Origin of the sequence: Ensifer sp. Root558, assembly GCF_001427045.1 — a bacterium.
GTDB lineage: Bacteria > Pseudomonadota > Alphaproteobacteria > Rhizobiales > Rhizobiaceae > Ensifer > Ensifer adhaerens.
This window is the reverse complement of sequence record NZ_LMGC01000007.1, coordinates 102,903-127,167: the sequence shown is the minus strand read 5'-3', so window position 1 is coordinate 127,167 and position 24,265 is coordinate 102,903. Positions and strand designations below refer to the sequence as shown.

Genomic DNA, 24,265 nt, shown 5'->3' with positions numbered 1-24,265 from the left:
CACTCAAAGCCCGTTGCTGACCCTCGATCCAGTCTGGCAGCCGTTGAGTGAAGCTCGCATAGGCGAAGGTGTACAAAGAGGCCGGCAGAACCGCGACGAAGATCTGCGCCGGCCGGATCTCGCCCGTCGCCGGATCAATGACGGGGACGGTGTGACCAGCATAGTCGGTCTGCATCGCCGCGCCGGCGGTGTGGCGATTGCGGAAAGTGGCGCTGGCGCGCTGTTCGAAAGCGGCGAAGCGCTCACAGAACCAAGTGTATCCATAACCGTTCGGGTGCCGCTCGCGATATTCCTGCCACAACAGCGTCAGCGTCACGCCCTTTCGCTTCAGTTCACTGGCGATCTGGCTCCAGTCGGGCGCGTGCATATCCTGGGGCGGGCGGCCGCGACGATGGAACAGGCGACGCTGCAACACAGCGTCCTCGTCAAGGCCAGGCGGCAACGGCCAGCCCGTCAGCCCGGCCTCACGCGCCCGCAGCAGGTAGGTCGAAATGGTCGTTTTGCTGATCTTCAGCCGTTCCGATATCGCACGAACCGAAAGCCCCTGTTCGTGCGTCAGTCGCAATATCGATCGAATGTCCTTCACGTCAGTAAGTCTCGCCTGCTTCCGTCTCGCCATTCCCCGCACCCCTCTCAAATCGGGGTCCAGAATGGCAAAACGGCGCGTGCGAAAGTCGATGTTTTAATCGCCGAAAGACTGGAGTGCACCCCCAGACTGAGACAAGGAAAATCGCGGACGCCGCCCCGTGTTTCAGCTATGCCGCCTTTTCCATCCGTCGTCCACCTGAATGCTTCTGTTCGTATTCCTCCGGCGTTAGATAGTCGAGCGCCGAGTGGAGGCGCTGCGCGTTGTAAACGGTATCGATGAACGCGCCGATGCGCCGACGGGCATCGTCTGCATCCCTATAGGCGAGACCTTGCACCTCTTCCTGCTTCAGGGTTTCGCGTTGTCATAAGGATTTCCGACACGGCTCATGCTCGCCTGGATGCCGTGACGATGCAGAAGTTCGGAGTAGGCTCCGCACGCGTATTGAACGCCGCGATCGGAATGATGCAAGAGGCTCCCGGGCACGGGCTGGCGATCGGTGATGGCCATCTCTAGAGCTTCGATCGCAAGGCTTGCTTTGAGATGCGTATCCAATGCCCATCCGACTACCCGGCGGCTAAATGCGTCAAGCACAACGGCAAGGAATGCAAACTCCTCAGCGAGATGAAGGAAGGTGATATCGGCAACCCATAGCTGGTTGACCCCATTGAGGATCATGCCCCTGGCGAGGTTCGGCACGACTTGCCAACCATGCCTCGAGTTGGTCGTTGCAGGAACAAAGGGTCTTGCGCGCAGGCACAACAGATTGTCTTCACGCATGATGCGTAGAATGTACTTGTGGTTGACTTGCCACCCTGGAGTGCCCCCCATTTCGCCGGACAAGTCAGCTATTGAGACAATGCTTTGATGAATTCCCTTGGGGATGCCATTTTCAGCGCTGAATGCGGATGGATTTCGTTGTAATCCTCGATCCATCCATCGATGTTCCGGAGCGCTGTGTCGGCGTTTCAGGGTTTTGACGAAAGCCTCCGACATACCGTTTGATTGAGGGCTGGCGACCGGCGTGAAGCAAGGGACCAGATTGAGGGCCTGAGCAAACAGCCTGGTTTCCTTTGCTGTGTAGGCGCTGCCGTTATCGGACAGATGTTCGATGGCATGTGGGGCACGCGTGCCACCGAAGCGTTTCTCGACTGCTTCCAACATCATATCGCGGACGTCAGAACCGGAGATCCCGGCATTGGCGACGGCCGCCCACGAGATGATCTCTCGATCAAACGCGTCGATGATGAAAGCAAGGCGGACCACCTCGCCATTCCAGCAGGTGAACTCCAGGCCATCGGAGCACCAACGAAGGTTCGACCGCATCACCATGACCTTGCCGTCGTGGACGCGGCCCTTGCGCACGGCGGTGTGCTTCTCAAGGATCATGGTGTGGTTGGCCATGATGCGGTGGACCCGCTTGCGGTTGACGACCGGCTGATCGGCGGCCCGCCGCTGCCTGTTGAGAAGGGCAGCGATCCGCCGATAGCCATAAGTTGGCCTGGCATCCACCAGCTTGCGAATGGCAGGCAGCAGCTCGGCATCGTCCGCTTTGAGGTAGGGTCCGCGAGGCTTGGACTTGCCCTTCAGACGTTCGGAGAGATTAGAACGCGACACGTGTAAGGCCTCCGCCACCGCCTTCATCGGGAACCGCCCTTCGGCAACAATATCGGCCGCGATATCGGTTTTTTTGACTGGGCTTTGGAAAGGGCTTCGCGAAGAATCTCGTTCTCCAGCGTCTTGCGTCCGAGAATGCGCTCAAGCTCGCGCACTCGATCTTCCAGCTTCTTCACCTCAGAATTGCCGATTACCGGCTCGTCGGAGTCCACCGCCACCGCACCTCCCTCGCTCAAGAGCCGACGCCAGCGATAGAGAAGGTTTGGCGCAACTCCATGCCGCCGAGCCGCAGAGGAAACCGTCTCCCCTGGGGCATAGCTCTCCTCGATGATCTGCAGTTTGCGTTCCGTTGTCCAGCGCCGCCGCCGGACGTCACCGATCATCAGGTCAACCTGTCGAAACTCGTTAGACATAAGCCTATCCTCAAGCCTGTGCTTGAGCCTTCCTGCTTATGCTGAGTGTCCGGTCGAAAGTGGGGGCAGTTCACACCCCTCCCGACGCAACAGGGCTCCGATCCGGCGGTAACCGTAGTGCGCGTTGCCGAGAGCCATCTTTTGAATGAGGTCCCGCAAACCTGTTTCGGCTCGACGAGGGGCCGAATCCATCCAGTGACGGTAATAACTCGCGCGGCTGACGCCCGCGAGCCAACACATTCGGTCGATGTTGAATTCGCCTTGCGACAGGCCGGTCGTCATCTTTTCGATGACTTCGAAGATCCCGTTTCGCCAGGAGCGCTGCTCCGACGCTGATCTTCCTCGAAGTGCCGCAAGGCTTCGCGAAAAAAATCCAGATCGAGTTGCTGTTGCCCGACTTTCTGCTCCAATTCCCTGATCCGGCGCCTGGCCTTGGTCAGTACCTTTTCCTGAGGAGTTGGCTGATCGACGGCGCTCTGCAGCGGCAAGTCCTCGCCAACTCCTGCTGTCGATCTGGCCGGCCGTCCGCGCCGACGTGACTTCAGATTACCATGAAGCCTTAGCTGATCACGCCACTCGTAAAGACGTTGGCGACTGATGCCAACCTCATCTGCCAACTTGCTGACGGTTTCACCCGCCTCCATGCGCTGGAGAAGCTCCAGTTTTTGGTCCTCATCAATAAATCTTTGCTGTCCGGCCATGCCCCAGTTTCCTCTCCTTGCGGGGAAACTGTCCGCGATTTTCCTTGTCTCAGTCTGGGGGTGCACTCCACTCCAATGCTGTCCCGGATTTAGTGAAATCGCTGTCCGGGATTTAATGGAAACCCTGTCCGCGAATTACCGAAACCCGCAATCCAGGCCGCGGCTCCCGCACACACATCATCGAAGCCGGCATTCCGACGGAAGCGCTTCTGGCCCAGATCGCGATTTCCAAATATGCCGATGGCTTGCCGATCTGATCGCCGCGCGCGAGCGGGGCGATCAGACCGGCAAAGCGTCGCAAAGTAGACGCTTTTGCCGGCCTTGACGCTTCGAAGCCAATGCAGTGGTCACTACTCCAGCGCGCTTGCTGACGCCCCATTGTCGTTACTGAAGCCAATTCGCATGCGTGATCTCCGGATCAGAGTATCCCGACGCGCTTAAGTGCCTTGTCAATGGGCTTAGAGATCAACGGGGGAAGGAGCTTGTCCCCCCATTTAACGACGTTGCGGCGGACGAAATCGTAGTTGTCGAGCCGCTTCTGAAAATCGTTCTTCGAGTTTGCTGGTGGTTGGGGTGGCTTCTTCGCTTTGCCCCAACGCTTGGATATGAAGGCCTTGTTCATCCAGAATGCATGCCGCCAGTCTTCCTTCTCCATGAAGGACGCCCAGATATTCTCAAGATGAACGAATTCCGACTTGAATTGATAGGTATCCCATGGGTTGTCACCCACGAAGTGCAAGACCTTCACATCGTTGATGTTTACCATGTTCGGGTGATAGACCGGCAGGCGCTTTAGCGTGTTGTATTCAACCGGCAGCCACTGGACCTCTGGTGATAGGACGACGTTCAGAAACCCCTGGTCTCCGCCGTCATTGCTGTGGCTGTGCGGGAGCGCCGAAAACACTCGTTCACTAATATCATCCGACGGCGAGAAGCTGAAAACACCGCTGTTGAATGCCCGAGTCAGATCCGTGCCCCAGTCGGGCGCGGCCCAGAACCCTTCAAGATCGAAGAGGTCGTCGATGTTTTTGAGCACGACACAATCCGCATCGACAAAGGTCACGCGGTCGTAACCCTTCAACTCGAAGACGCGCAGTTTCGTGAAGGTCCCGGCGAACCTGGTTTGCCCGTGGGTATGTGGATTGTCGATCGGCTCCACAGCCAGCGTGGAAACGTTCGGTAGATGCTTAAGCAAATGCGGTGTGTACGGATCGGTATGGAGAACCAGGAGAGGGACATTGGACGTGGCGGCCAGGGAGCGGGCGAGTGCCATCGCGCCGATCGCATACCGCCCGTCTGCCAGCGTGACGTAGATGTTGCCGCTGCGGTCTGGTTCAGCTGGTGCTGGTTCGGCAATCCGCGTTTCCGTCCGGGTCAGATGGGGCGCGATGATTTCCATCTTCGAGAGCCCGATCAGATCAAATTCATACTGGTCGCGGATAGCCCGGAGGAAACTGATATCCAGATCGAGGCTATGTTTCGCTTCGTATCCAGCTGCTACATCTTTTTCCTGCAAGTGCTCACGGATGGTGTCTGGCACATCCCACGCGTAGCGCTTCGCTATATCTGCGTAAAGATCGATGCCAGACAGATGAATCTTCTTGAAACCCATAATCGCGGCGAACGCGATCATCTGCATGCCCTGCGTCGGAAGGGGGCGACCCATCATGAAACGGGCAAGCGTGGGGTTTGACGCGATTACCGCCCAATGGTCGAAGTTCGGCATAAGATCTGCGGTAGAGGCGGTGATAACCTTTTCGCGGAGATCAGATGCTTGAAAGGGCTGGAAGAACGCGTTGATCTTGTAGCGATCCAGGCGTTGTATGTTCTGGAGGTTCTCGCGAAGGCCGGCGTTGTCAACTGACCAGAAGAAGCCATCAACCCGGTCGCCGTATCGTTTTTCTTCTTCGAGGAAAAACCAATTGGCCCGAAAGATGGCTGAGTTGGCGGCTTCTTCTTCGCTGAGCCTCACCTCCGAAGAAGAGGGGCCGTTTCCGACGATGTAGCAATCCTGATGCAGGCGGTCAGAGAAATATCGCCTGATCCGTTCCAATTCATTTGGCACCGATTGGCTGTTCTTCGGAAATGCCATTTAAGATCTCCAGTTGAAAACGGGGCCTATTTAGCCGCCATGTAGAAGGTTGCATAGTTGTTTTTCGTCCGGAGGCCATTCACAGCGAGAGGCTGGAATCCGGCAGCGTCAAGGGCGTCCCAAAAAACTTCGATGGGATAAGAGTTTGCGGTGATGTGTTCACGCTCATATTCTTGGATAGACGCAATACCGCGATATTTAGGGTTGCCGTTATCGAACCGGATTTGGATGAAGCCCCCGGCGTTGGGGGCGCACATTGACCGGAGAGCCTTGAGGACCTCGATTCCGTAATCTCGGGATGGGAAGTGTTGAAACACTGCCGTGCTAAGAAAGATATTGATCGGCTCCACGTCACCGACTATCGATTGCGGGACCCCAGCGAGAAGTACAGGTTTGAAATAGTTAGGTCTCCCCTCCGCCGTCATCATCCGGCCGGCTTCGGCTAGGTTTTTCTCGGAGATATCTACTCCATAGTACCGGGAACTAATTTCTCGAAGACCGAATGCATTCGCGCCTCCGCCAGGTCCCCACTCCAGGACCACCTGATTTGCGAGTGACGCATTTGGTCTATTGAGAAGGCGCCACAGGAACTTGATTTTCTGCATTGAGGATCGGCCGATATCCTGCCAAGCCTCGTCATCCGCCCATCTGCCGACGCCACGGTAGTGAGATTGGTCCTGTCGATAGGTCTCATCTTCCGCGTTATTCCATACCGCTTTGATCGTAGTGTGAAGCTTATCTTCCGAAACCATGTGGCTCCCCTTTTTTGCCTTGTCTTGTCGTACCGCCAAGATGACGTTAAGGCAACGCAGTGAGGGCAGTGTCTTTTGCCACGTAACTGAGATGATTGGGAGCTAGGTGATGAACGTCGAGGAGGTCATAACAATCCTGGATGAGGCCATAACTCCGGAACGTATGTATGATGGATACATCGCTACATTATTTGGGTGGCGACGACACGTTGCGATAATCGATTCCGGTGCTGGCAAACCACCTGGAAAGAAGGTTACTTGGCTCAACCCCGACGAAAAGCCCGCGGTAGTCCCGGAGTACACTACATCGCTTGAGACCGCGCTGGAGCTTGCGAACCAGCTCGTGAGTGTTGAGAGTTGGGCCGCTTGCTGGGTGAATGGCAAGGGCCGAGCCCAAGTCAACGATGGTCCTGTATGTGTGTCAGTTACACCGGCGGCCGCACTCTGCTTGGCCGGGTTGAAGGCTAGCCTCGAATAATGCGGCAAGGCGGAAGGTGCCCGGTTCCCTACCTTATTCCACCCGCGCCCTCGTTTCGCGTGCTAGGATACAGCGGACGGTTTCTCTGGATATTTTGAACTGACGGGTGATGGCTGACTTGGTTGCTGCACCTTCCAAGCGACGGATCTCACGAATATCGTCTGCAGTGAGGTTTGCATAGTGCTTCTCTGAACGCGCTCCCCATCGAACATGCTTGGGGTGGACGCATCAGCCGTCTTCATTGCGGCACGCAACAATTGCGTAGGTCGAGTCGCCTGTAGGCCCTCCGTGGGCCATGATGCACATTACGCGTGCGGCGCCGGCATGGACCCCGTTGTATTGCAGAGATGGCTGCTCGTTCGGGGATTTTGCAAATGGCCAAGAGAGGCAACCGTGACCATCGAAGTCAACATGCTTCATAATCCATCGAAGCCGTTCGCCTCTGGGGGCTTTCTTTCGTGGGTCTTCGTAGTTTGTCGGCCGGCGCGCATGGTTTTCGCAATAGCCGTTTGCGTGTTAAGGCTTTCCACAATCTCGAATACAGCAAACTAACATAGCTTCCTCCGGATTAAGGGGTTGCGAGCAGCAGCGCGCCAGCAATCGTCAACAATACGCCACTGGTCACGGTGACAATCAAAATCAGGTCCAAATTGCGTTTCGGCTTATCGTCCATGGATGCCTCTTCTTTGGGTTTTTGGTCCGTACCATCAAAGCGTGGGTACGGCTAGTTTGGCCCTCTTGTAGACGCCGCAATGGCAATAGAGGTACAAGGCCGTCGAAGGGCAGCGCCACTAACGAACGAACTCGGGCGATACATGCAGAACAGACGATCATTTTTGAGTTTCGCAGGGGCGGGGTTGGTGGCGATGGGTTGCAAGGGGGCATTGGCTTCCTCAGCTTTCCGCGAGGACGCCGGCAACCCGGAGCGCCGACTTTGGCATGTCGAGGCTTTCGGAAGTGGGCGGAGTAAGGTTGGCTCCGGGGGGGATGATACGGCAGCGTTGCAGTCGGCACTCGATAGTGGCGAGATGATTGACGTCACGGGAGCGCTACTCCGCATCAGCGACACGATCAATGTAAATTACCCAGGCGCCAATGTATCGTCTGTCATGGCGTCCCGGGTTGGCAATCGGGCGAGTAGCAAGATCAGGGTGTCGGAGAACTCGATGCCGCGGCTGTTCAATGTATCGGCCGCAAACTTCGAGGCTTCCGGATTTTTCGTCGAGTGTGATGCGGGGAACGCTGTCACAACACTCTTTCATTTTGAGCGACCGGCTGGGGCGGCTGCTGACATCGACGCAGTGATCAGCAGGGTCGGGACAGAGGGAGGTGGAAAGATCTTCCATATCTACGGTCGGGGCCTAAAGTTGGACGGCTGTACCTTCGCAAACACCAAGATCGCCGTTGGCGATCTAGATTTCCCGGTTTCATGGACGCCAAACGGCTCGAGCAACGAAACGCAAGAGACCGCCATGCGCGCGTACCAGTTCGACAACCTTCGCTTTCATGGCGTTGCTGCCGGCGTCCGCAACGTTGGCCGGAACTCTCTGAATTGCGGGGGCATTCAGATGACGAATATCCATGGCGATATCGGAATCGGCGGCGGGGGCGCATTCGTCGGTGTTGCGCGAGATGGTCAATTCGCGAACATTTTGAGCCGGATGGGGGCAACGCACGGCGGGGGGATCGTTGACCTGCACGACGGGTCCTCGAACTGCGCATTCACGAACTTAGGGAACGGCGGTTTCAAGGGGGCCGATGTTGCAAGGTTAGTCCGAAACCCAATTGTTATCCGGTCAGGCCCTATCGGCGTCAATGAGCTGTCGTTCATAGGTGGCACGATCGGCCCATGCAACAGAAACGGCGTTCACATCCTTGGACACGGCAAAGCGCAGAACATTGCCTTCCTAGGAATTGCGTTTGACCGGACGAATATCGAAGGGAACCAGTACTTCCCGATCAAAGTCGAGGAGAGCGGGGGGGCTTTCGCGGAGGTCTCGATCAAACTTGGAGCCTGCAATTTCAAGTTCCGGCGCGAAACACCGGCCGCTTGTATACTTGGCGGGCTGAACAGTGCAGTTGTGACGCTTTACCGGGATAATCTCACAACCAAGCCCAAGGGCATACCGTGGACACAGAGCAATATCGTCGTCGGATAACGATCAGGCCGCTTTGTTGCGAGTTCGGCCGATCGGGTCGGAAACGACGTATTTACCGTCCTCGATCGACAATTTCCGCTGGTGCGGGTCGAATGGTGGCGCGTCGTTTTCTTCGATGGTTTTGAGTATCGAAGCTATGTCCCGAAAATCTGGGCGCGCAGCCCAAATCTTGAAGTTCCACCATTGCGCTTTCTCCAGACGCGCGATGGTGTCCTGATCAAACCTATACCGAATGATTTTAGCCGGTACGCCCCCCACGATCGCAAAGGATGGGACATCCCTGGTCACAACCGCGCCTGCAGCAACGATCGCTCCATTGCCGATCGTCACCCCGCGCATGATCCGCGCGCCATCCCCAATCCAGACGTCGTTGCCGATATGTGGTGCGGGTTTTAACTCCAACTGATTGAAACGAAATTCGGTGGCTTCAGACCAGAACTTGAATTTTCTTGACCTGCCAAACTGAAAGGGGTGCGTGCTAATCCAATCCGTCGGATGTTCGAAGGGCCCGATGACCACACGGGCGGCGATCGAGCAGAAGCGGCCGATACGCGCACCACAGAGTTCGCCGCCCGGTCCGATGTAGGAATACGCTCCGATCATGGTTGCCTCGGTGATGGGCGACATCACGTTGACCGGGGCTTCGAATTCGAGCGGTGCGGCGATGCCCCTCAGAGACGAAATTGCGGCTCCGAACTTTAGAATCTGCTTTTCGTTTTCCACTACTGTCTGCGACAAAACTTCTCATCCAACCTTTTTTGACGACCAAGGCGCCCTGTAGGCGCACTGCCCGCCGATGCATATCCTTCCTTTCAAGCCGTGGCAAATTGTGAAGAAGCGGTCGGCCGCTTTCTAGGCGACTGGCGCTTGCGATAACAAGAAATTCTCCGATCGTCGTCAGAATAATGGAAAATCAACACCCTGTCGTACCGCGGTACTGCGGGGGGAATTATCTTTCTCACCCTTGCCTGCCACTACCGGTGTGCAGCCCTGTTTGAACCGTCAAATGCATTCTCTGAAAACTGGTAGATCCAAAGCGCCCTCCAGGACGGTGTATCCAGCCGAAATCCGACACCGGGTTCTCAGGTTTCTGACATACATGTGTGTGCTTACCGCTTGCCTTGTCGGATGAAAAAAGTAATGTCGGCGTGTCTGTGAAGTCGAACGCTCAGACAAAAGGCCCCTTGCGCTCTAGCGGCAATAGGGGCCTTTTTTGTGCTTGTGAAAGCTTGGAATTCTGGCCAATTCCATCGAACCACGCATTCGAGCTCCAAACTCCGGCCCTTGACAACCCGAGTCATCCGCCCCTAGCATTCTTCCTGCCGAGGGGCGCACTGTCACGGTGCTGAGATGGCGGTGAGCCAGACCCTTGAACCTGATCCGGATCATACCGGCGTAGGAACGGCGAGGGCCCTTCTGCTCACCAACCGTTTTCGCGCCCCTTGGTCCGGTCTCCGTCCGTTTGCGGGAGATCGCGTTGCTGCTGTCTGTTTTTGAATCAGTTATAGAAGGCTCAAGCCTCATACAGGTGGCCAGATGACTGCGATCGCCGTTACCATCGCAGGTTCGGATTGCGGCGGCGGGGCTGGTATTCAGGCGGACCTGAAGACGTTTTCGGCGCTCGGCGTTTATGGCGCAAGCGTGATCACCGCGGTCACCGCGCAGAATACTCGCGGGGTTTCTGCGGTGGAAGATATCTCCCCGACTGTCGTTACGGCTCAGATCGACGCTGTGTTTTCCGATCTCGCCATCGGTGCGGTGAAGATCGGAATGGTGTCGCGGCGCGAGACGATCGCGGTGATCGCGGCTGGTCTGAAGCGCTACGACCGGCTGGCTGTCATAGACCCGGTGATGGTGGCGACCTCGGGCGATCACTTGATGCAACCGGACGCGATCGCGACGCTCAAGGAGGAGTTGTTGCCGCTCGCGCTCATTCTGACGCCGAACCTGCCCGAGGCGGCGCTGTTGACCGGACGCGGGATCGCCGAAACCGAAACCGAGATCGCGCGCCAGGCCGAGATGCTTCTGAAATTCGGCGCGCGGTCGGTGCTGATGAAGGGCGGACATGCCAAGGGCAGGGATGCTATCGATATTTTCTATAGCGGGGAGGATGTCCTCAACCTGTCGCGACCACGGATCGAAACCAGCAATGATCATGGCACCGGGTGCACCCTATCGGCCGCAATCGCGTCGGGGCTTGCCAAGGGTATGCCGATTGACGATGCGGTTGTGGCAGCCAAGGCCTACTTGCATGCCGCGCTGGTGGCAGCCGATGGCCTGGCCATCGGCCAGGGGCGGGGGCCGGTGCATCATTTTCATCATTGGTGGGGCGACGACAAAGGGTCGGGCGCCGCGGCATCGAACGTAGCCGAAGCCCAGGGCGCTCTTGGCCGTGCTTCGCGATCTGGCTGAGCAGTGTGGGCTTCGGGCTTACCTCAGGCCACTGCCGCGCTCGGCAGGGCCGGTTGCTCGCCCTTGAGCATCTTGCGATAGAGCGCCACATGCTCGCGTGCGCAATCGACGTGGCTCGTCGGTCGTCGAAGTGTCGCACGCAGATTGTCCCATGCCCGCGGGGCGGCCAAGACGTCGATCAGGCGGTCCGCCAGATCCTGGGCGCTCCCGGCGCGGAAGTGATGGCCGTCCAGCCGGTCGCGAACCTTTTCGGCCATGCCGCCGATGTCTGAACACAGGATCGGCCGGCCGTGATGCAGCGCTTCCTGGATAACGACAGGGGAGTTCTCCCACCAGACGGAGGGCATTACCACCCAGTCGACCGAGCGCATCAGCCTTGGCATGTCCTGGTTCTGGTAGGCGCCATAGAAGCGGACGCGACGACCGGCGTCCTCGATGAGTTTCGCTACCTTCTCCTGATAGTCGTTTGGCTGACGCTCGAGGTTCCCGCCAAAAATCATCAGCGAGGAATCATCGCCCCAGATGTCGTCGGGCACCCGTGATACCGCGTCGATTAACACGTGAACGCCCTTGAATGGCGTCATCTGCCCGAAATAGGCAAAGCGGTTGCGTCGGGCCGTCGGCGACGGCAATTCGCGGGCTGGCGCCTTGTCGCCCATGACGATGCCGTTCTCGATCACGAAGATCTTTGCGGCTTCGAGCCCCCACTCGACATAGCGGTTGGCGAGAAAGGCACTCGGCGCAATGAAGGCGTCGGCGAGATTGAGCATGCCGCGCACGAACTGTTCGCGGCGAACGAAGCGCGACACCGGGATTTCGGGGAAGCACGTGTGGCAACTGATCGGTGAGGCGCCGTTGCAAAGCTGGCCCGAGGGGCGTTTCACCATTTGCCCGTGATTGTGGCAGATCGGCAGATACTCATGGAACGTCACGACGATGCGTGCCTTGGGCAGGGTATCACGAACGGCATAGAGCGCCTCCAGGCCGAAGCCGAGAATATGATGGAAGTGAATGACGTCCGGCTTGATGTCGCCGACGAAGCGCAAGAGGTCACGGCGGATCGCGTCCGTATCGCCGTTGGAGAGGAAGAAATGGTCGAAGTCTTCGGCATGGTAGAGCACTTCGTCCATGGCGAGACGCAGGCTCATCAGCGCGGAGGCGCCATGGCGCGGAACCGGATTGCCGACGCGGGCGAGGTAGATCGATTCCACACCCGACAGGCCGTTCAGCGCCTTGTGAAGACCATGCGAAGCAATTTCCGCCCCGCCAAGAGAGTGGGTCGGGTGGCCGTGGGAGACCACAAGTACGCGGAGTTTTTCGCTCATGCGTCAGTCTCCTCGAAAAATGTCTTGGCGGTTTCGGAGGCGGGCATCCATCGGGCGCGGAAGAGCGTCCGGTCGACACGCTCCACGAACCGCGCGGTGGCGGCAGCGCCCGCTCCGGGCACCTCGTCCGATCCCACCATCTGCAGGGAAGGAAGCCAGTAGGCCTCATAGCCCTTGCCGCTGAGGCGAAGCGCGAGATCGAGGCCCTTCAGTGCTGCGCCGAGATAGGTCGGCGACAGGCCAGCGTCCTCCAAAAGCGCTTCACGCGGCAGGATGCAGCAATCGAGGGATGCAGTTGCGACCCGGGTCAGCTTCAGTCGATTGACGGCGCCGACAGGATAGCCGGCGTAGCGGCTCGATTGCAGATGGTCGGGACGATCGAGCGACGTGCTGCCGGCCCAGCGGATAGAGTGATCCTCGTAGGCAAGGGTCGGCGAAATGATGCTTCCCGTCTTTGCCTCGTAAGCGGAAACGAGTGCCTGATACCACCCGGCATTGGCTGGCGTCAGCGACGCGGAAAGCAGAACGACCGCGTCGCTGTTTACGCTTTCGGCGGCCGCTTGCGCCAGGTCGCCGGCATCACCGGCGCCTTCGACGGAGACGAGCCGCAGCGGCAAGCGATAGAATTCGGAGAGTTGACGGATGTGGACCGCGTGCCGTCGGAACCGCTCGGCCTGGAGCACGAGCGCAATCGGCGCACGACGGGTTTGGGGATCGAGCGCGAGCAGCCCCAAAAGCGGTGCGAAATCCGTCTCGGTTTCTCCGGCGACAAGAAGGATGGCAGTACCCTCGGCCTGATCGAACGGTCCCATGTCGACGACTGTCTCGACGCTCGGTGCGGTGTTGTGCGCCGCCGTCAGGAACGGGACGACCTGCCGGTCGATGATATCGGGCAGGGCCCAGCTTGTCGGATCGATCGAGCCAAGCAGCCGTAGGGCGGCGGCGCGTGCCGGTAGCCGGACGGGGAAAAGTGGCATGTAGGCGCGGCGGGCATCGCGAAGGGTGAGTTCGAGGTGAACTGGCCCTTCTGCCTCGCCACCAAGCGCCTCGATTTGACCGATGAAGCCATGGGACCGGCGATGGCCGGAAATCGCGCTTTTGAATTCCGGCCGATCGACGAAGGCTTCTTCGACGTCGGACCGTTCGGTTCGGGTCCAGTCTGCGTCCAGCCGCGCTCCGCCGCCTTGTCGGCACAGTCGCACGCTTTCAACATGCCCGTCAGGGTCTAAAAGCCAGCCCGAAATCAGGAAGGCACCATCCTCACCCTGGTAGAGTGCGTCCACGCCAAGGCGGACAGGAACCGGAAGGCTTGAGATCGTCTCGGTGCCATCGTATCCGCTCGCGGCATCGCGCAGGCGAAGCATGACTTGCGGCGAGCTCTGGCTCTGGAGCAGCATCGCGCGGATATGGCCGGGTGTCTCGAGCGGACCGGTCACGACCCGGCGTTCGTGGAGCCCGGCGTAACGCCAGGCGCCCCGGCCGCGATAGAATATGCCCTTGATGTCGCGCGCTCGGGGCAGATCGTTTGCGGACAGGAGGCCGACAAAGCCGGCCGAGCCGTCAGGCGCGTCGTTGCGCTGGAAAATGGCGACGCTGCAATCGGCAAGGAATGTTTCGTCGCTCTTGATGATCGCCCGGCAGACGCCGGCGGGCAGGTCGTGCGCCCATCCTTTCAGCGCGATGGTTCCATCATGCCCCTCGCCGAGCAGTTCGATATATCCGTCGCTCGCCGCTCCCGTTTTAAGCAGGGTCGTAATGGCCGCGAGCCGTTGGTCGGCATGCGGTGGCTTGATAAGCACGTCCACCAGACGACCGAGCACGTGTACCAGCTGCGGACCGGCGAAATCCTTCAGCATTGCCGTGACTTCACCGATCGAAAAGGTGCGTGGCGCAACCATATAGCGCTTACCGTTACCCGTCTTGCCGAAGCGGAGCGTAGTCGGCAGTTGCGCCGAGCCTTCGACCGGCAACAGCGCGGCAAAGCCATGCGTGGTGGAAGACTGGGCTGCCGCCAGCCGCCAGCCGACGACCGACGCCATAACCTGGCTTGACGCATCTTCATTGATCTCGACCGGCAACTGATCGGCCATCGGGCCACCGGTTCCGATAACCAGCAACAATGTTTCGTCGATCGGGCAGGCGACGATCCGTCCACTGCGCGCGATGCGGCCGAGCGGTGCTGGGCTTGCGGAAAGGCTTTCCGAACTGGGCATGAGATGCGCCTCAGGTCCGAAGGAAGACGGAAAGGATCGCGCCTGCCGCAAAGCCCGCAAGCACGAAGAGTAGCAGAAACGCCGGCTTCAAATCGCCGTTCGAGCGCTGCTTCAGTGCGTTGAGGCTCTTTTCCATACCCGCGATTACACCGTCGAGCCGCATCAGGTGGACGTCGAGATCGGTCAACCGTTGGGTGATCTCTCCGCGGAGGTTCGCGACATCATCGCTGATTGCTGCAAGTCCGGGGCTTTCGGCTTCGTCGCCGTCGTCGACTTTCGACCGCAGGGCGGAACGCTGCGAGACCTGCAATTGCCGTTGCGCTGCCATCAGCACGTCGAGCTTGTCGAGCACTTTTGCAAGTGGCGCTGCAATCAGCGCTTCAGCCGCCTGTTCGTCGGGCTTGGGAACACGAAGCGGCAGTTCGCCGCCTTTGCCGGTCGCCGCAAGCACGACGAGTTCACCGCTGCGCGCGCTCGCCATCTCAGGCAACGCGATTTCAAACGCGTGGTTGCCGTCGCCAATGCCGTTGCGCTTGAGATCGGGCCGGTTGCGGTCGGCGAGTGCCTCGGCGATCACCTTGCCGTCGAGAAGCACGCGAATGGCAAGCCGCTTTTCCGGGGTTTCCGGGTCAAAGGCCCAGCCGAAGACGCGGCCCTGGTCGATCGCGTCCACGCGGCCCTTCAGCGGCTTTGCATTGTTTTGCTCCGGTGCGACGTCCGGTTTGTCGGCTGCTACAGACATGGTCTTCCCTCTAGGCGGCGACGATTTCTCGGGGCTCGATCGCGTCGATGAGCGTGAGATAGCGCCGGGCAGTGGTATCGATATCGTTGGGCTTGCGGGCATTGGCCGAAAGGCGGCGCCGAAGGTCAGGGCTTTCCGCTATGCGGCGCATGGCAGCAGCCAACGCACGCGGATCGTTCGGCGAGACGGTGATGCCGTTGACGCCGTCCTGCACCATTTCGGCCATGCCGCCGATATTGCTGGCGATCACCGGTTTGCGCTGAGACTGCGCCTCGCCGATGACGAGCGGCGCGTTCTCCCACCAGATCGAAGGCACGATGGTGCAGTCCACAGCGGCAATGAGGCCGCCGATGTCTTCGCGCCTGTAGGCGCCGCGCTGTTGGACCGAAGGCGCCGTCTTCTTGAAGAGCCGGGCGATCTCGTCCTTGAAACTGTCGGCCTGGAAGGGGGCGCCCCCGTGCACCCGCAGCTCAAAACGCAGGCCCTCGTCGATTAGCTGCCGCGCAGCCTCGAGAAGCACCGACGTGCCCTTCCACGGATTGAGATTGCCGAAATAGCCAAAGACCGGCCGATCGTTCTCCGGCTGGCCCTTGCGCGACGGCGCGTCTCGTGGCGGCAGGCCGTTGGCAATCACGTCGATTTGGTCGCCGTTAAGACCCCAGTCGATGAAACGTTGTCTCAGAAACTGGCTCGGCGAGATGAAGCGATCGACGGTTCTGAGCAATGCTTTCAGATGCTGCTCGCGCAACACGAAACGATCGAGCGGAATGTCCTTGAAACAGCTATGGCAACGGTCGGGGCTCGACTTGTGACAAAGCTCCTTGCCGCTGGTGCGCACCATCAGCCCATCGTGATGGCAAAGCGGGTAGTAGTCGTGCAGGGTCATCACGATCCGGCAGTCGGGCAGGGTGCGGCGGACGATGTGCGGAAACTCGGCGCCAAGCAGCAGGAGATGGTGGATGTGAACCACATCCGGCCGGAAATCGCGCAAAAGCTCGGTAAGGTCAGGCACGACGCCATAGAGGTCGATCTGGCTCAAGAAGAAGCGATCGAAATGGCCGGACCACAACAGTACCTCGTCGCCTTCGGGGCCGATCGCCTGAAAGCTCGTGCCGGGCCGCACCTGGCGGTGGGTCTGGTTGGTGGCGCCGAGGAAGAGCGCCTCGTGACCGGCCCGCTGATAGGCACGGAAGAGGTCGTGCGCGAAAATCTCCGTGCCGCCGGGGTGAAGTGCTGGATGGTTGTGCGCGGCGACCAGAATACGCTTCTTCATCCGCTCACACTCCGGCGTTCGGCGACGAAGACATCCTGGTAGTGACCGGCACTTTGGCCCCGCCAGTGACCGAGCGATTTCAGGACCGTCGTGAAGCCTGCCCGCTCCAGCGCCCGGTCGAGGAAGCCGTCGTCGAAACCGACGGCGGCAAGCGGCGGCAGGCCGGGCACGAACCAGCAGGGGCCGTCGCCGCTGCGAACGAAGGCAAGGCGGGGATCCCGCCGGCCGTGTTCATCCTTCGCGGCGATGCTATCGGCCACGAAGGCGGTGACGAAGAGCCGTCCGCCGGGCTTCAGCATCCGGTTGATCTCGCTGAAATAGACGAGCACTTCGTCCGGCGGCAGATGGGTAACGATCGACGTCATGATGGCGAAGTCGAACTTGCGATCAGGGTAAGGCAGCTTCAGCGCCTTGCCGTTGATCCTCCCCGACGGATTGTAGAGTTCGTGCGCGATGTCGACATGCTGGAAGGTGAAATTCGGATAGACCGGCGTGACGGATTGACGGCACCAGGTGACGCCGCCTTCCACCGGGTCGATACCGACATAGCGCCCGTGATCGCTATCGAGGTATTGCGTCAGCGGAACGGCCATGCGGCCGATGCCGCTGCCGATGTCGAGCACGCTGCTTTTCGGCTGTAATCCGCCCATGCGGATGAAGTGGCCGAGAAACTCCGCGCCGACAGCCCGGTAGTTGCCATCTCCGACGAAGACGCTGTTTTGGTCCGGCTGCGGCAGGAAACGATTGGTGAGAACCGTCTGAAGCATGCCTTCGATACGGTCTCCGTTCTGTTGCCGGCCCGGCTGCAGGTTGTCTACGTGGCGAAGTGCGGGCTGGTTCATGCGGCGCTCCTGGCGGCAGGCTTACGGGTGCTCGGCGCTGCCGCCTCTTCGGCGCCGAGGTAGGATGGCATCAGGGTGGTAATGTCTTGGTTCCAGCGCTCGGTATGCAGCCATGCATTGTACTGGCTGGCGACGCCGCGCGTGTAATCCTGGCTGCGGCTGATCGAGCGTCGCTCCAGATGATAGAGACAGGCTGCCGGCTCATAGACGATGTCGAAGCCGGCTTGGCGGATCTTGAGGCAGAGATCGCTGTCCTCGTAGTCGCCAATGACGAAGTCCTCGGCATAGCCGCCGACGAGGTCCCACACCTCCTTGCGCATCACCTGGCAGGCGCCGGTGACGCCGGGCACGCTGCGCATTTCCTGCGCCGGCGCATAGGCGCCCGGCATGCCCTTGTAGAAATGGTGATTGAGCCAGATGTCTTGCTTGTTGCGGGCAAAATAGAGGCCCGCATGCTGCAGCGAGCCGTCCTCGAACAGCAGTTTCGGGCCGACGGCGCCGATCGACTTTTCCTTCAGCACCGGCAGCGCAAGCTTTTCCAGCCAGCCGGCCCCGCAGGGAACGACGTCCGAGTTGAGCATGACAATGACGGAACCGCGGGCAAACCGCGCGCCGGCATTGCAGGCGCGGGCATAGCCGCCGTTGCGGTTCATCACCACGAGCTTCATCGAAAGCCCGTGAAGAAGATGGAAGCCACCGAGCAGGTGTTCCGTCTCGTCGTGGATCTCCGGGGAATCGAGCACGTAGATGATCTCGGCGTTGGCCGCGACGAAAGGATCGGTCGCAAGTCCCGACAGCTGGAAGCGCAGGAAGTCGAGCACGCGGTAGAGGGGAACGACGATCGAGATGAGAGGCGCGGCCATCATCGGGCCGAAGTCCTTGGTCTGGTCGACCCTGATCGTCTTGCCCAGTCGCTGTTCCACGTCTTTCAGCGCCGGTGCGAGAATCGTGCGGAATGCCTGATCGTTGGCGTGCTGGGGCGGAACGGCACGCAGGATGCGGTTGCGTTGTGTTGCTGGATCGAACGGTTGCGGTTTTGGCACCAGCGGCTTGACTGCGCCGGACGCCAGCCGCAACTGGAATCGCGGCTGGAGAAGGGGCCCAAGCGGATCGCGCATCGGCAGCCAGCTGACAAAACCGGTCACGTCGGTCTTGGAGCCTTCTTCGGCGCCGCGGGCCCAGCCCGGAAATTCATACCAGTTGCCATCGAGCGGCAAGGCCGTGCCATCTTCCTGGAGATAGTCGATGCCGGCAAGGACGCCGTTCGCGTCCCGCGTCCATCCGCCGATGAGCAGGCCTTCCGACATGGCAAGGGCGAGGTCGATCTCAGCACCCGGATGCAGTGCGGACTTGCCCGCCTGCTTTGCCGGCAGGGCGGAGCGAAGCTGCAGGTCGATCGCAAGGGCCGTGCCGCTTTCCGGAACCTCGCTCAAGGACCGCACGACGAACTCGCGCAAGCCCGGCGCTGCGCCGTGCTCGGGCCACCATTGCTGGAGGTTGGGATATCGCGAACCGCGCGGCGAAAGCTCGCGCACGGCGATACCGCGCTTTCCCATGATGATGAGTGAGAGCGCCTGGGGCGCGCGCGGCGATTCAAGAACGAAATGGCAGCGGCGCTGGCCGCGCTCGGTTCGGCCGGTTACGGCAAATTGCTGCGGCAGCGGTAAAATTGCCTCGGCGCCGAGCGCATAGATGGCGTTGATCTCGCCGAGCTCGGGATTGACGGTCGTCTCTGCCAGATAGCGCCCATGCGCCAGCCGACAGGCGATGGTTGCGGGGCGCTGGCCAAGGTTCAGGGCGTGGATCACGTCATCGACGAGGCCGATAAAGAACTCGTCACGCGACAGGCGAAACGCGCTTCGCCAGACCGTGAGCAGATTGTTGAGAAACTTGAGACGACCTTCGGGCTGGAGATCGGAAAGCTGGGCCGCCAGATCGAGGAAGGGGAGCTTGGCGGTTGGTTCCAGAACCACCGTCTGCAAAACCTCGCCATCGGCCGCGATTTCGGCGAGTTCGCGGTCGTTTCCGGGGCGCATCGCCCAGAAGATCCGTTGGCCACCTAGAGCGCGCGGAAGCGCCATGCTGACGAGAGGGACGAGGGACCGCGACGCGGAAAGAGCGTATTTGCTCTTTGCCGGAAGTTCAGAAGGTGCGTCCCAGATCAGCACAGCAACGTCGAAGCCGAGCCTGAATGCTGCGGCGCTTGTGAAGTCGGGGCCGAAGCTTCTGATACGGTCGTCTGCCGTCACGCGTTACTCCTGAAGGACGAAAAGGGAGGGCGCCCCACCGGGAGGAAGTGGGGCGCGCCGTTCAATCTCAATGGATCGTGAAGTAGTGGTTCGGATTTGCCTGGATGTCGTCGGCGTCCGCATTGACAAGCGTCAGCGTGTCGCCATGGCCGAAGTCGATGACGACGTTGCCGCCAACCTGGGTGACGCGCGATGCCAGATCTTCCGGCGACGAAATGTCGAGGCCGTTGATGTCCTTCGAAATCTGCAGCAGGTCTTCGCCGGGCGTGAAGTCGAGGATGACGTCGTTGCCGCCACCGCCGTCAAACACGAACACGTCGCTGCCTTCCCCGCCGGTCATGACGTCGTCGCCCTGGCCGCCGTTGATGATGTCGTTGTCGGCACCACCGAACAGGATGTCGCTGCCTCGGCCGCCCATCAGCAGGTCGCTGCCGCCGCCGCCAATGAGAATGTCGTTCCCGTTGTCGCCGTAAAGCAGGTCATCACCCTGGCCGCCGAACAGAACGTCGTTCCCGTTCTCGCCATGGATAACGTCGTCACCCCATCCGCCGAACAGGGTATCGCTGCCGTTACCGCCGAACAGCATGTCATCACCTTCGTCGCCGAAAATGGTGTCGTCGCCATTGCCTCCGTTCACGAAGTCATCTCCAGCGCGAGCGTGGATGAAGTCGTCGAAGCGTGAGCCAAAAAGGGCGTCATCATACGCGCCGCCTTCCAACGTGGCCATATGCTACTCCTCTTAGTTGTTGCTTACGCCCATCTCTGGCCTCAAACCTTGGATGAGCGCCGGGACATTGCACTGCAAAAAAACATATGGCAACAGCAAAAACAAAAGAAATTTGGCTGTGTTGTATTATAAATCTCTACCTGTGATGTATATTTTGTGTCTTTTTGATGTTTATCCCCACGATATAAGGGGTAAGTATCTTCGGTATTACTTGGAATTCAATTCAAAATTAGAAATAAAATGCCGGCGAATTCAAATTTCGCCGGCTTCGGATGCTCTCTGAAGATCTGGTTCAGTCTTCCCGGAATGCGCGGTTCAGGCTGTCCGCAATCGGCGAGACCATGTAGTCGATCGCCGAGCGCGGCTTATGGACGATCAGGACTTCGGCGGGCATGCCGGGATAGAGGCGAATGTCCGGGTTGGCGCTGAGCGACGAGGCCGCAATGCGGGCACGCGCCACATAGTAGGAGACGTTCGATTTCTCATCCACCGACTGATCGGCCGCCACATAGCTGATCTCGCCGTCGAGAGGCAGGTGCGTGCGTTGGTTGTAGGCTGTCAACCTGATCTGCGTCTTCGAACCGATATCGATGCTGTCGATGTCACGGGTGCCGACATGCATTTCTACCAGCAGTGGCTCGTCCTCGGGCACGATATCGAGAAGCGGTTGCCCCGCGGAGACGGCGCTGCCTGCCGTGCGTAGCTGGATGTTGGTGACGATACCCGCTTGCGGCGAGCGAATGTCGAGGCGCGTCAGGATGTCTTTGGCTGACACCAATCGTTCTTCGACATCGGAAAGCTCAAGACGGGCCGTGGTGATTTCCCCGGCGATCTCGGACTGGAACTCATTCTCGATCCCGGTCAAGCCGAGCTCGGCGCCGGCTTCCGCCTTTTCTGCCTGGGCCTTGTTGCCCGCAAGCTCACCGCGGGTTGCGGCCAACTCGCTGAGCTTTGCATCGATCTCGATCAGCTTCGAGCGCTGTGCATATTCCTTCGCGACCAGCGTTGCGATTGATGTTCGCTGCTCGGTAATAAGTTCGACCTGCCGATCGGTTGCGCGGATCTGCTCCGTCAGCGATTTCGCTTTTTCCGAGAATTCCTCGATCGTCTTGCGCTGAATCTCCAGGCGACCGGTTTTGGCTTCACGGCGCCTGTCGAAGAAGTTCGTTTCCGCTTTGATCGCGTCCTCGGCCGTAGCGTCAGATGTTGCGGTCAGGTCATCAGGAAAAGCGATTGATTGCGATCCACTCTGCTCCGCGCGTAGGCGCGCGAGCTTTGCAATCAGGCCGATGCGGCGACTTTGCAGTGCCTGAAGGTCGGAGCGGGCGCGCGTATCTTCGAGCTTGAGCAACGGCTGGCCGGCTGCGACCCGGTCACCCTCTTGGACCAGGAGCCGGTTTAAGATGCCGCCTTCGAAATGGCTCACGGTCTTGCGCTTCGAATCGACCACGATCGTGCCGCTTGCGACTGACGCGCTGCTGAGTTCCGTTGAAAACGCCCAGCCGAAGAAGCCACCAAAGGCGACGAGGATCGTCGTCAGGCCCGCAAGGACCACACCGCGCAGCGGCGCGGTGGCGCTTCCTTCTGCGTCCGCATCCAGCCCGTGCAGAGGGTGGGGCCGCTCGGGGATCGCGGGCAAGTTCGCGCGGTCGTCCTTGGCCACGAGTGTGCGTGCGTCGCGAGAGGCTGGCAGGTTCTGTTTGTTCGTCATGCGGATACGCCTTCCCGTCTCGGCTCGCCGGGTGTCATGGATGCGACCACGTCGGTGCGCGGGCCAAACTGGGTGATGCGCCCGTTTTCAAGAACGAGCAGCTTGTCGGCGGCCTGCATGATCGTCGGCCGGTGGGCGATCATGATGACGATCGCACCGTCGTTGCGCGCCCGCTCGATCGCGCGGATCAATGCGCGCTCGCCGATGGCGTCGAGATTGGCGTTCGGCTCGTCGAGAACGATCAGGCGAGGATGGTCGTAAAGGCAGCGGGCAAGAGCGATGCGCTGGCGCTGGCCGCCCGAAAGCGTCAGGTGGCCATCGCCGACCGGAGTGTCGTAGCCGAGCGGCAGGCGCCCGATCATGTCGTGCACGTCAGCAAGCCGAGCCGCCTCGAGCACTTTTTGGGGTTCGCCTTCCTCCATGCGCGAGATGTTGTCGCGGATCGTTCCTTCGAGCAGCGAGACCGACTGCGGCAGGTAGCCGGTCATCTGGCCAAAGGAAGCGCGTTCCCACAGATAGACATTGTTGCCGTCGAGGAAGACGCCGCCGGTGGTCGGCTTTTGAATTCCGACAAGGAGCCGGGCCAAAGTCGATTTGCCCGCCGCCGACGGGCCGACGATGCCGAGAACTTCGCCGGGCGAGAGCGAGAAGGAAACGCCCTTGATGATCGGCACATCGAGGCCCGGCGCCGCGTAAACGAGCTTATCCACAACAAGATCGCCCTGCGTGCGCGGCTGCGGCATGGTCTGGCGTACGGCCAGATCCTGGTTCAGCGCAGTCTCTATCCGGCGCCAGCTTGCAATCGCCAGCACCCACTGACGCCAGTTCTCGATCATCGAATCAAACGGGGCGAGCAGGCGTCCGATGAGAATGGTCGTCGCCATCATCGCGCCGGGGGAAATCTCTTGTTTCATCACGAGGATAGAGCCTGTTGCCAGTGCGGCCGCCTGGATCATGAAGCGCAGCGAACGGGTGATTGAAGCCATCGCCTTGCTGCGGCTTCCGCTGGTTTCCAACGCGTCGAGCGCGTGCAGCTGTGCGGTGCGCCAGCGGCGGGCAAGTGCCGGCAGCATGCCCATGGCCTCGATCGCCTCGGCATGGCGCAAGCTTGAACCAATTTTAGAAACGGCCTCGATATTGGCTTGATTGGCCTCTTTCATCAGCCGGCGAGTCAGCAAATCAGTCAGCAATCCACAGCATACGAGCAGGGCAATGGAAATGGCGCCAAGAAGGCCGAACATTGGGTGCAGCGCAAAGAGCACCCCGAGAAAGATCGGCGACCAGGCGGCATCGAGTGGGGCGCTGACGGCAGAGGTTGTGAGGAAGCTTCTCAATTCCGCCAGGTCCCGTAGCGACTGGGTCGCCCGGGTCAGCCCTTGATCGGCGGCCGCCTGAACGGCGGCGGTCAGCACCGGCAGGTTCAGCCAGCGCACGACCGCACTACCCATCGCCTGGAACGTCAAAGCCCTGATGTATTCGAGCACGCCGTAGATCACGAGCGCGCCGATGACGAGAATCGTCAGCATGGTCAGCGTGTCCATGCTCTGGCTGTTCAAAACGCGGTCATGAACTTGCATCATGTAGAGTGGTGTCGAGAGCTGCAATATGCCGATGCAAGCACTCAGCACGGCTGCATAAATAAGTGCCAAAACGAACACGCGGCGCGCCTTCAAAATAAGCAGCCGCGGATCGTTTGCTCCATTTTGTGCCTTCTTTGGCCCAATTTGGTTCTTGCTAATCATATTGCCTCGTTTGCTGTCACGCGTGGCGATTTTCTGGATAAGTTCGTTGGGGTCTTGAGGAAGCTATTTTGTTTGTTATCACTTAAATCACAGTGTTGCCGTGATAAGTGTGACACAATAATGGTGGAATGCTCAAGATAGTCGTATTCGGGGGGAGTAAAGGGGGCGAAAAATTGCTTCAAAATTTGAAGTAATTTTTGAATATTGTAGTAATGCTCAGTTGGAGAGAGG

At 59.7% G+C, this 24,265-nt stretch carries 16 protein-coding genes, 3 pseudogenes and 1 riboswitch; of the genes and pseudogenes, 3 read left to right on the top strand and 16 right to left on the bottom strand.

Annotated features, from left to right (window positions below):
• Position 1: 1 nt before the first annotated feature.
• From ASD63_RS10545 to ASD63_RS10510, 6 genes and pseudogenes are all read right to left on the bottom strand, one after another.
• Positions 2-619: pseudogene (locus tag ASD63_RS10545) on the bottom strand (helix-turn-helix domain-containing protein); the annotation flags it as partial.
• A gap of 315 nt (positions 620-934) precedes the next feature.
• A pseudogene (locus tag ASD63_RS34045) lies at positions 935-1,393 on the bottom strand (IS3 family transposase); the annotation flags it as partial.
• Between the two features lie 41 nt (positions 1,394-1,434).
• Positions 1,435-2,616, bottom strand: a pseudogene (locus tag ASD63_RS10535) (IS3 family transposase).
• A 278-nt stretch (positions 2,617-2,894) separates the two neighbouring features.
• Positions 2,895-3,317, bottom strand: a complete 423-nt coding sequence (locus ASD63_RS10525; RefSeq protein ID WP_060529239.1) for a helix-turn-helix domain-containing protein — start codon at positions 3,315-3,317, stop codon at positions 2,895-2,897.
• Positions 3,318-3,735: 418 nt separating this feature from the next.
• The gene (locus ASD63_RS10515) at positions 3,736-5,409 is read right to left on the bottom strand and encodes an alpha-2,3-sialyltransferase (protein ID WP_060529237.1); all 1,674 of its coding nucleotides are present in this window, start codon (positions 5,407-5,409) and stop codon (positions 3,736-3,738) included.
• Positions 5,410-5,435: 26 nt separating this feature from the next.
• A complete protein-coding gene (locus ASD63_RS10510) occupies positions 5,436-6,161 on the bottom strand; it encodes a hypothetical protein (RefSeq protein WP_034798056.1) in 726 nt (241 codons plus the stop codon).
• Positions 6,162-6,270: 109 nt separating this feature from the next.
• On the opposite strand from ASD63_RS10510, the gene ASD63_RS10505 reads away from it, so the two are divergent.
• Entirely contained in the window at positions 6,271-6,639 is a 369-nt protein-coding gene (locus ASD63_RS10505; protein WP_034798054.1) for a hypothetical protein, read from the top strand.
• 1,028 nt (positions 6,640-7,667) lie between these two features.
• Positions 7,668-8,798 (top strand): hypothetical protein, encoded by a 1,131-nt coding sequence (locus tag ASD63_RS10500; RefSeq protein WP_156624133.1) that lies wholly within the window; start codon positions 7,668-7,670, stop codon positions 8,796-8,798.
• 3 nt (positions 8,799-8,801) lie between these two features.
• Here ASD63_RS10500 and ASD63_RS36580 read toward each other — a convergent pair whose 3' ends face one another.
• Complete coding sequence (locus ASD63_RS36580; RefSeq protein WP_280138294.1) at positions 8,802-9,521, bottom strand: CatB-related O-acetyltransferase; 720 nt, start codon at positions 9,519-9,521, stop codon at positions 8,802-8,804.
• Positions 9,522-10,113: 592 nt separating this feature from the next.
• Positions 10,114-10,217, top strand: a riboswitch (TPP riboswitch).
• Between the two features lie 117 nt (positions 10,218-10,334).
• Here ASD63_RS36580 and thiD point away from each other — a divergent pair.
• Positions 10,335-11,210, top strand: coding sequence for a bifunctional hydroxymethylpyrimidine kinase/phosphomethylpyrimidine kinase (thiD, locus tag ASD63_RS10490; RefSeq protein ID WP_082572838.1), 876 nt, complete (start codon positions 10,335-10,337; stop codon positions 11,208-11,210).
• A 23-nt stretch (positions 11,211-11,233) separates the two neighbouring features.
• On the opposite strand, the gene ASD63_RS10485 is transcribed toward thiD, so the two are convergent.
• From ASD63_RS10485 to ASD63_RS10445, 9 genes are all read right to left on the bottom strand, one after another.
• Positions 11,234-12,535 (bottom strand): glycosyltransferase family 4 protein, encoded by a 1,302-nt coding sequence (locus ASD63_RS10485; protein WP_060529235.1) that lies wholly within the window; start codon positions 12,533-12,535, stop codon positions 11,234-11,236.
• The gene (locus tag ASD63_RS10480) at positions 12,532-14,748 is read right to left on the bottom strand and encodes a hypothetical protein (RefSeq protein ID WP_060529234.1); all 2,217 of its coding nucleotides are present in this window, start codon (positions 14,746-14,748) and stop codon (positions 12,532-12,534) included. The genes ASD63_RS10485 and ASD63_RS10480 overlap by 4 nt, the downstream gene beginning before the upstream one ends.
• Positions 14,749-14,758: 10 nt before the next feature.
• Positions 14,759-15,490: a hypothetical protein gene (locus ASD63_RS10475; protein ID WP_034798045.1), complete on the bottom strand. Its 732-nt coding sequence runs from the start codon at positions 15,488-15,490 to the stop codon at positions 14,759-14,761.
• A gap of 10 nt (positions 15,491-15,500) precedes the next feature.
• Positions 15,501-16,763, bottom strand: coding sequence for a glycosyltransferase family 4 protein (locus ASD63_RS10470; protein ID WP_034798043.1), 1,263 nt, complete (start codon positions 16,761-16,763; stop codon positions 15,501-15,503).
• On the bottom strand, positions 16,760-17,605 hold the full coding sequence (locus ASD63_RS10465) for a class I SAM-dependent methyltransferase (protein WP_060529233.1): 846 nt from the start codon (positions 17,603-17,605) through the stop codon (positions 16,760-16,762). The genes ASD63_RS10470 and ASD63_RS10465 overlap by 4 nt, the downstream gene beginning before the upstream one ends.
• Positions 17,602-19,854, bottom strand: a complete 2,253-nt coding sequence (locus ASD63_RS10460; protein WP_060529232.1) for a glycosyltransferase family 2 protein — start codon at positions 19,852-19,854, stop codon at positions 17,602-17,604. The genes ASD63_RS10465 and ASD63_RS10460 overlap by 4 nt, the downstream gene beginning before the upstream one ends.
• A 67-nt stretch (positions 19,855-19,921) precedes the next feature.
• Complete coding sequence (locus ASD63_RS10455) at positions 19,922-20,581, bottom strand: calcium-binding protein (RefSeq protein ID WP_034798040.1); 660 nt, start codon at positions 20,579-20,581, stop codon at positions 19,922-19,924.
• A 292-nt stretch (positions 20,582-20,873) separates the two neighbouring features.
• Positions 20,874-22,292 (bottom strand): HlyD family type I secretion periplasmic adaptor subunit, encoded by a 1,419-nt coding sequence (locus ASD63_RS10450; RefSeq protein ID WP_060529231.1) that lies wholly within the window; start codon positions 22,290-22,292, stop codon positions 20,874-20,876.
• Positions 22,289-24,034, bottom strand: a complete 1,746-nt coding sequence (locus ASD63_RS10445; RefSeq protein ID WP_060529230.1) for a type I secretion system permease/ATPase — start codon at positions 24,032-24,034, stop codon at positions 22,289-22,291. Before ASD63_RS10445 ends, ASD63_RS10450 begins: the two co-directional genes overlap by 4 nt.
• Positions 24,035-24,265 lie beyond the last annotated feature (231 nt).

Coding starts and splice junctions, on each gene's coding strand:
- ASD63_RS10485 (WP_060529235.1), bottom strand. CDS start 12,535: ATGAGCGAAAAACTCCGCGTACTTGTGGTCTCCCACGGCCACCCGACC.
- ASD63_RS10525 (WP_060529239.1), bottom strand. CDS start 3,317: ATGGCCGGACAGCAAAGATTTATTGATGAGGACCAAAAACTGGAGCTT.
- ASD63_RS10445 (WP_060529230.1), bottom strand. CDS start 24,034: ATGATTAGCAAGAACCAAATTGGGCCAAAGAAGGCACAAAATGGAGCA.
- ASD63_RS10505 (WP_034798054.1), top strand. CDS start 6,271: ATGAACGTCGAGGAGGTCATAACAATCCTGGATGAGGCCATAACTCCG.
- ASD63_RS10465 (WP_060529233.1), bottom strand. CDS start 17,605: ATGAACCAGCCCGCACTTCGCCACGTAGACAACCTGCAGCCGGGCCGG.
- ASD63_RS10480 (WP_060529234.1), bottom strand. CDS start 14,748: ATGCCCAGTTCGGAAAGCCTTTCCGCAAGCCCAGCACCGCTCGGCCGC.
- ASD63_RS10450 (WP_060529231.1), bottom strand. CDS start 22,292: ATGACGAACAAACAGAACCTGCCAGCCTCTCGCGACGCACGCACACTC.
- ASD63_RS10475 (WP_034798045.1), bottom strand. CDS start 15,490: ATGTCTGTAGCAGCCGACAAACCGGACGTCGCACCGGAGCAAAACAAT.
- ASD63_RS10510 (WP_034798056.1), bottom strand. CDS start 6,161: ATGGTTTCGGAAGATAAGCTTCACACTACGATCAAAGCGGTATGGAAT.
- thiD (WP_082572838.1), top strand. CDS start 10,335: ATGACTGCGATCGCCGTTACCATCGCAGGTTCGGATTGCGGCGGCGGG.
- ASD63_RS10515 (WP_060529237.1), bottom strand. CDS start 5,409: ATGGCATTTCCGAAGAACAGCCAATCGGTGCCAAATGAATTGGAACGG.
- ASD63_RS10470 (WP_034798043.1), bottom strand. CDS start 16,763: ATGAAGAAGCGTATTCTGGTCGCCGCGCACAACCATCCAGCACTTCAC.
- ASD63_RS10455 (WP_034798040.1), bottom strand. CDS start 20,581: ATGGCCACGTTGGAAGGCGGCGCGTATGATGACGCCCTTTTTGGCTCA.
- ASD63_RS10500 (WP_156624133.1), top strand. CDS start 7,668: ATGATTGACGTCACGGGAGCGCTACTCCGCATCAGCGACACGATCAAT.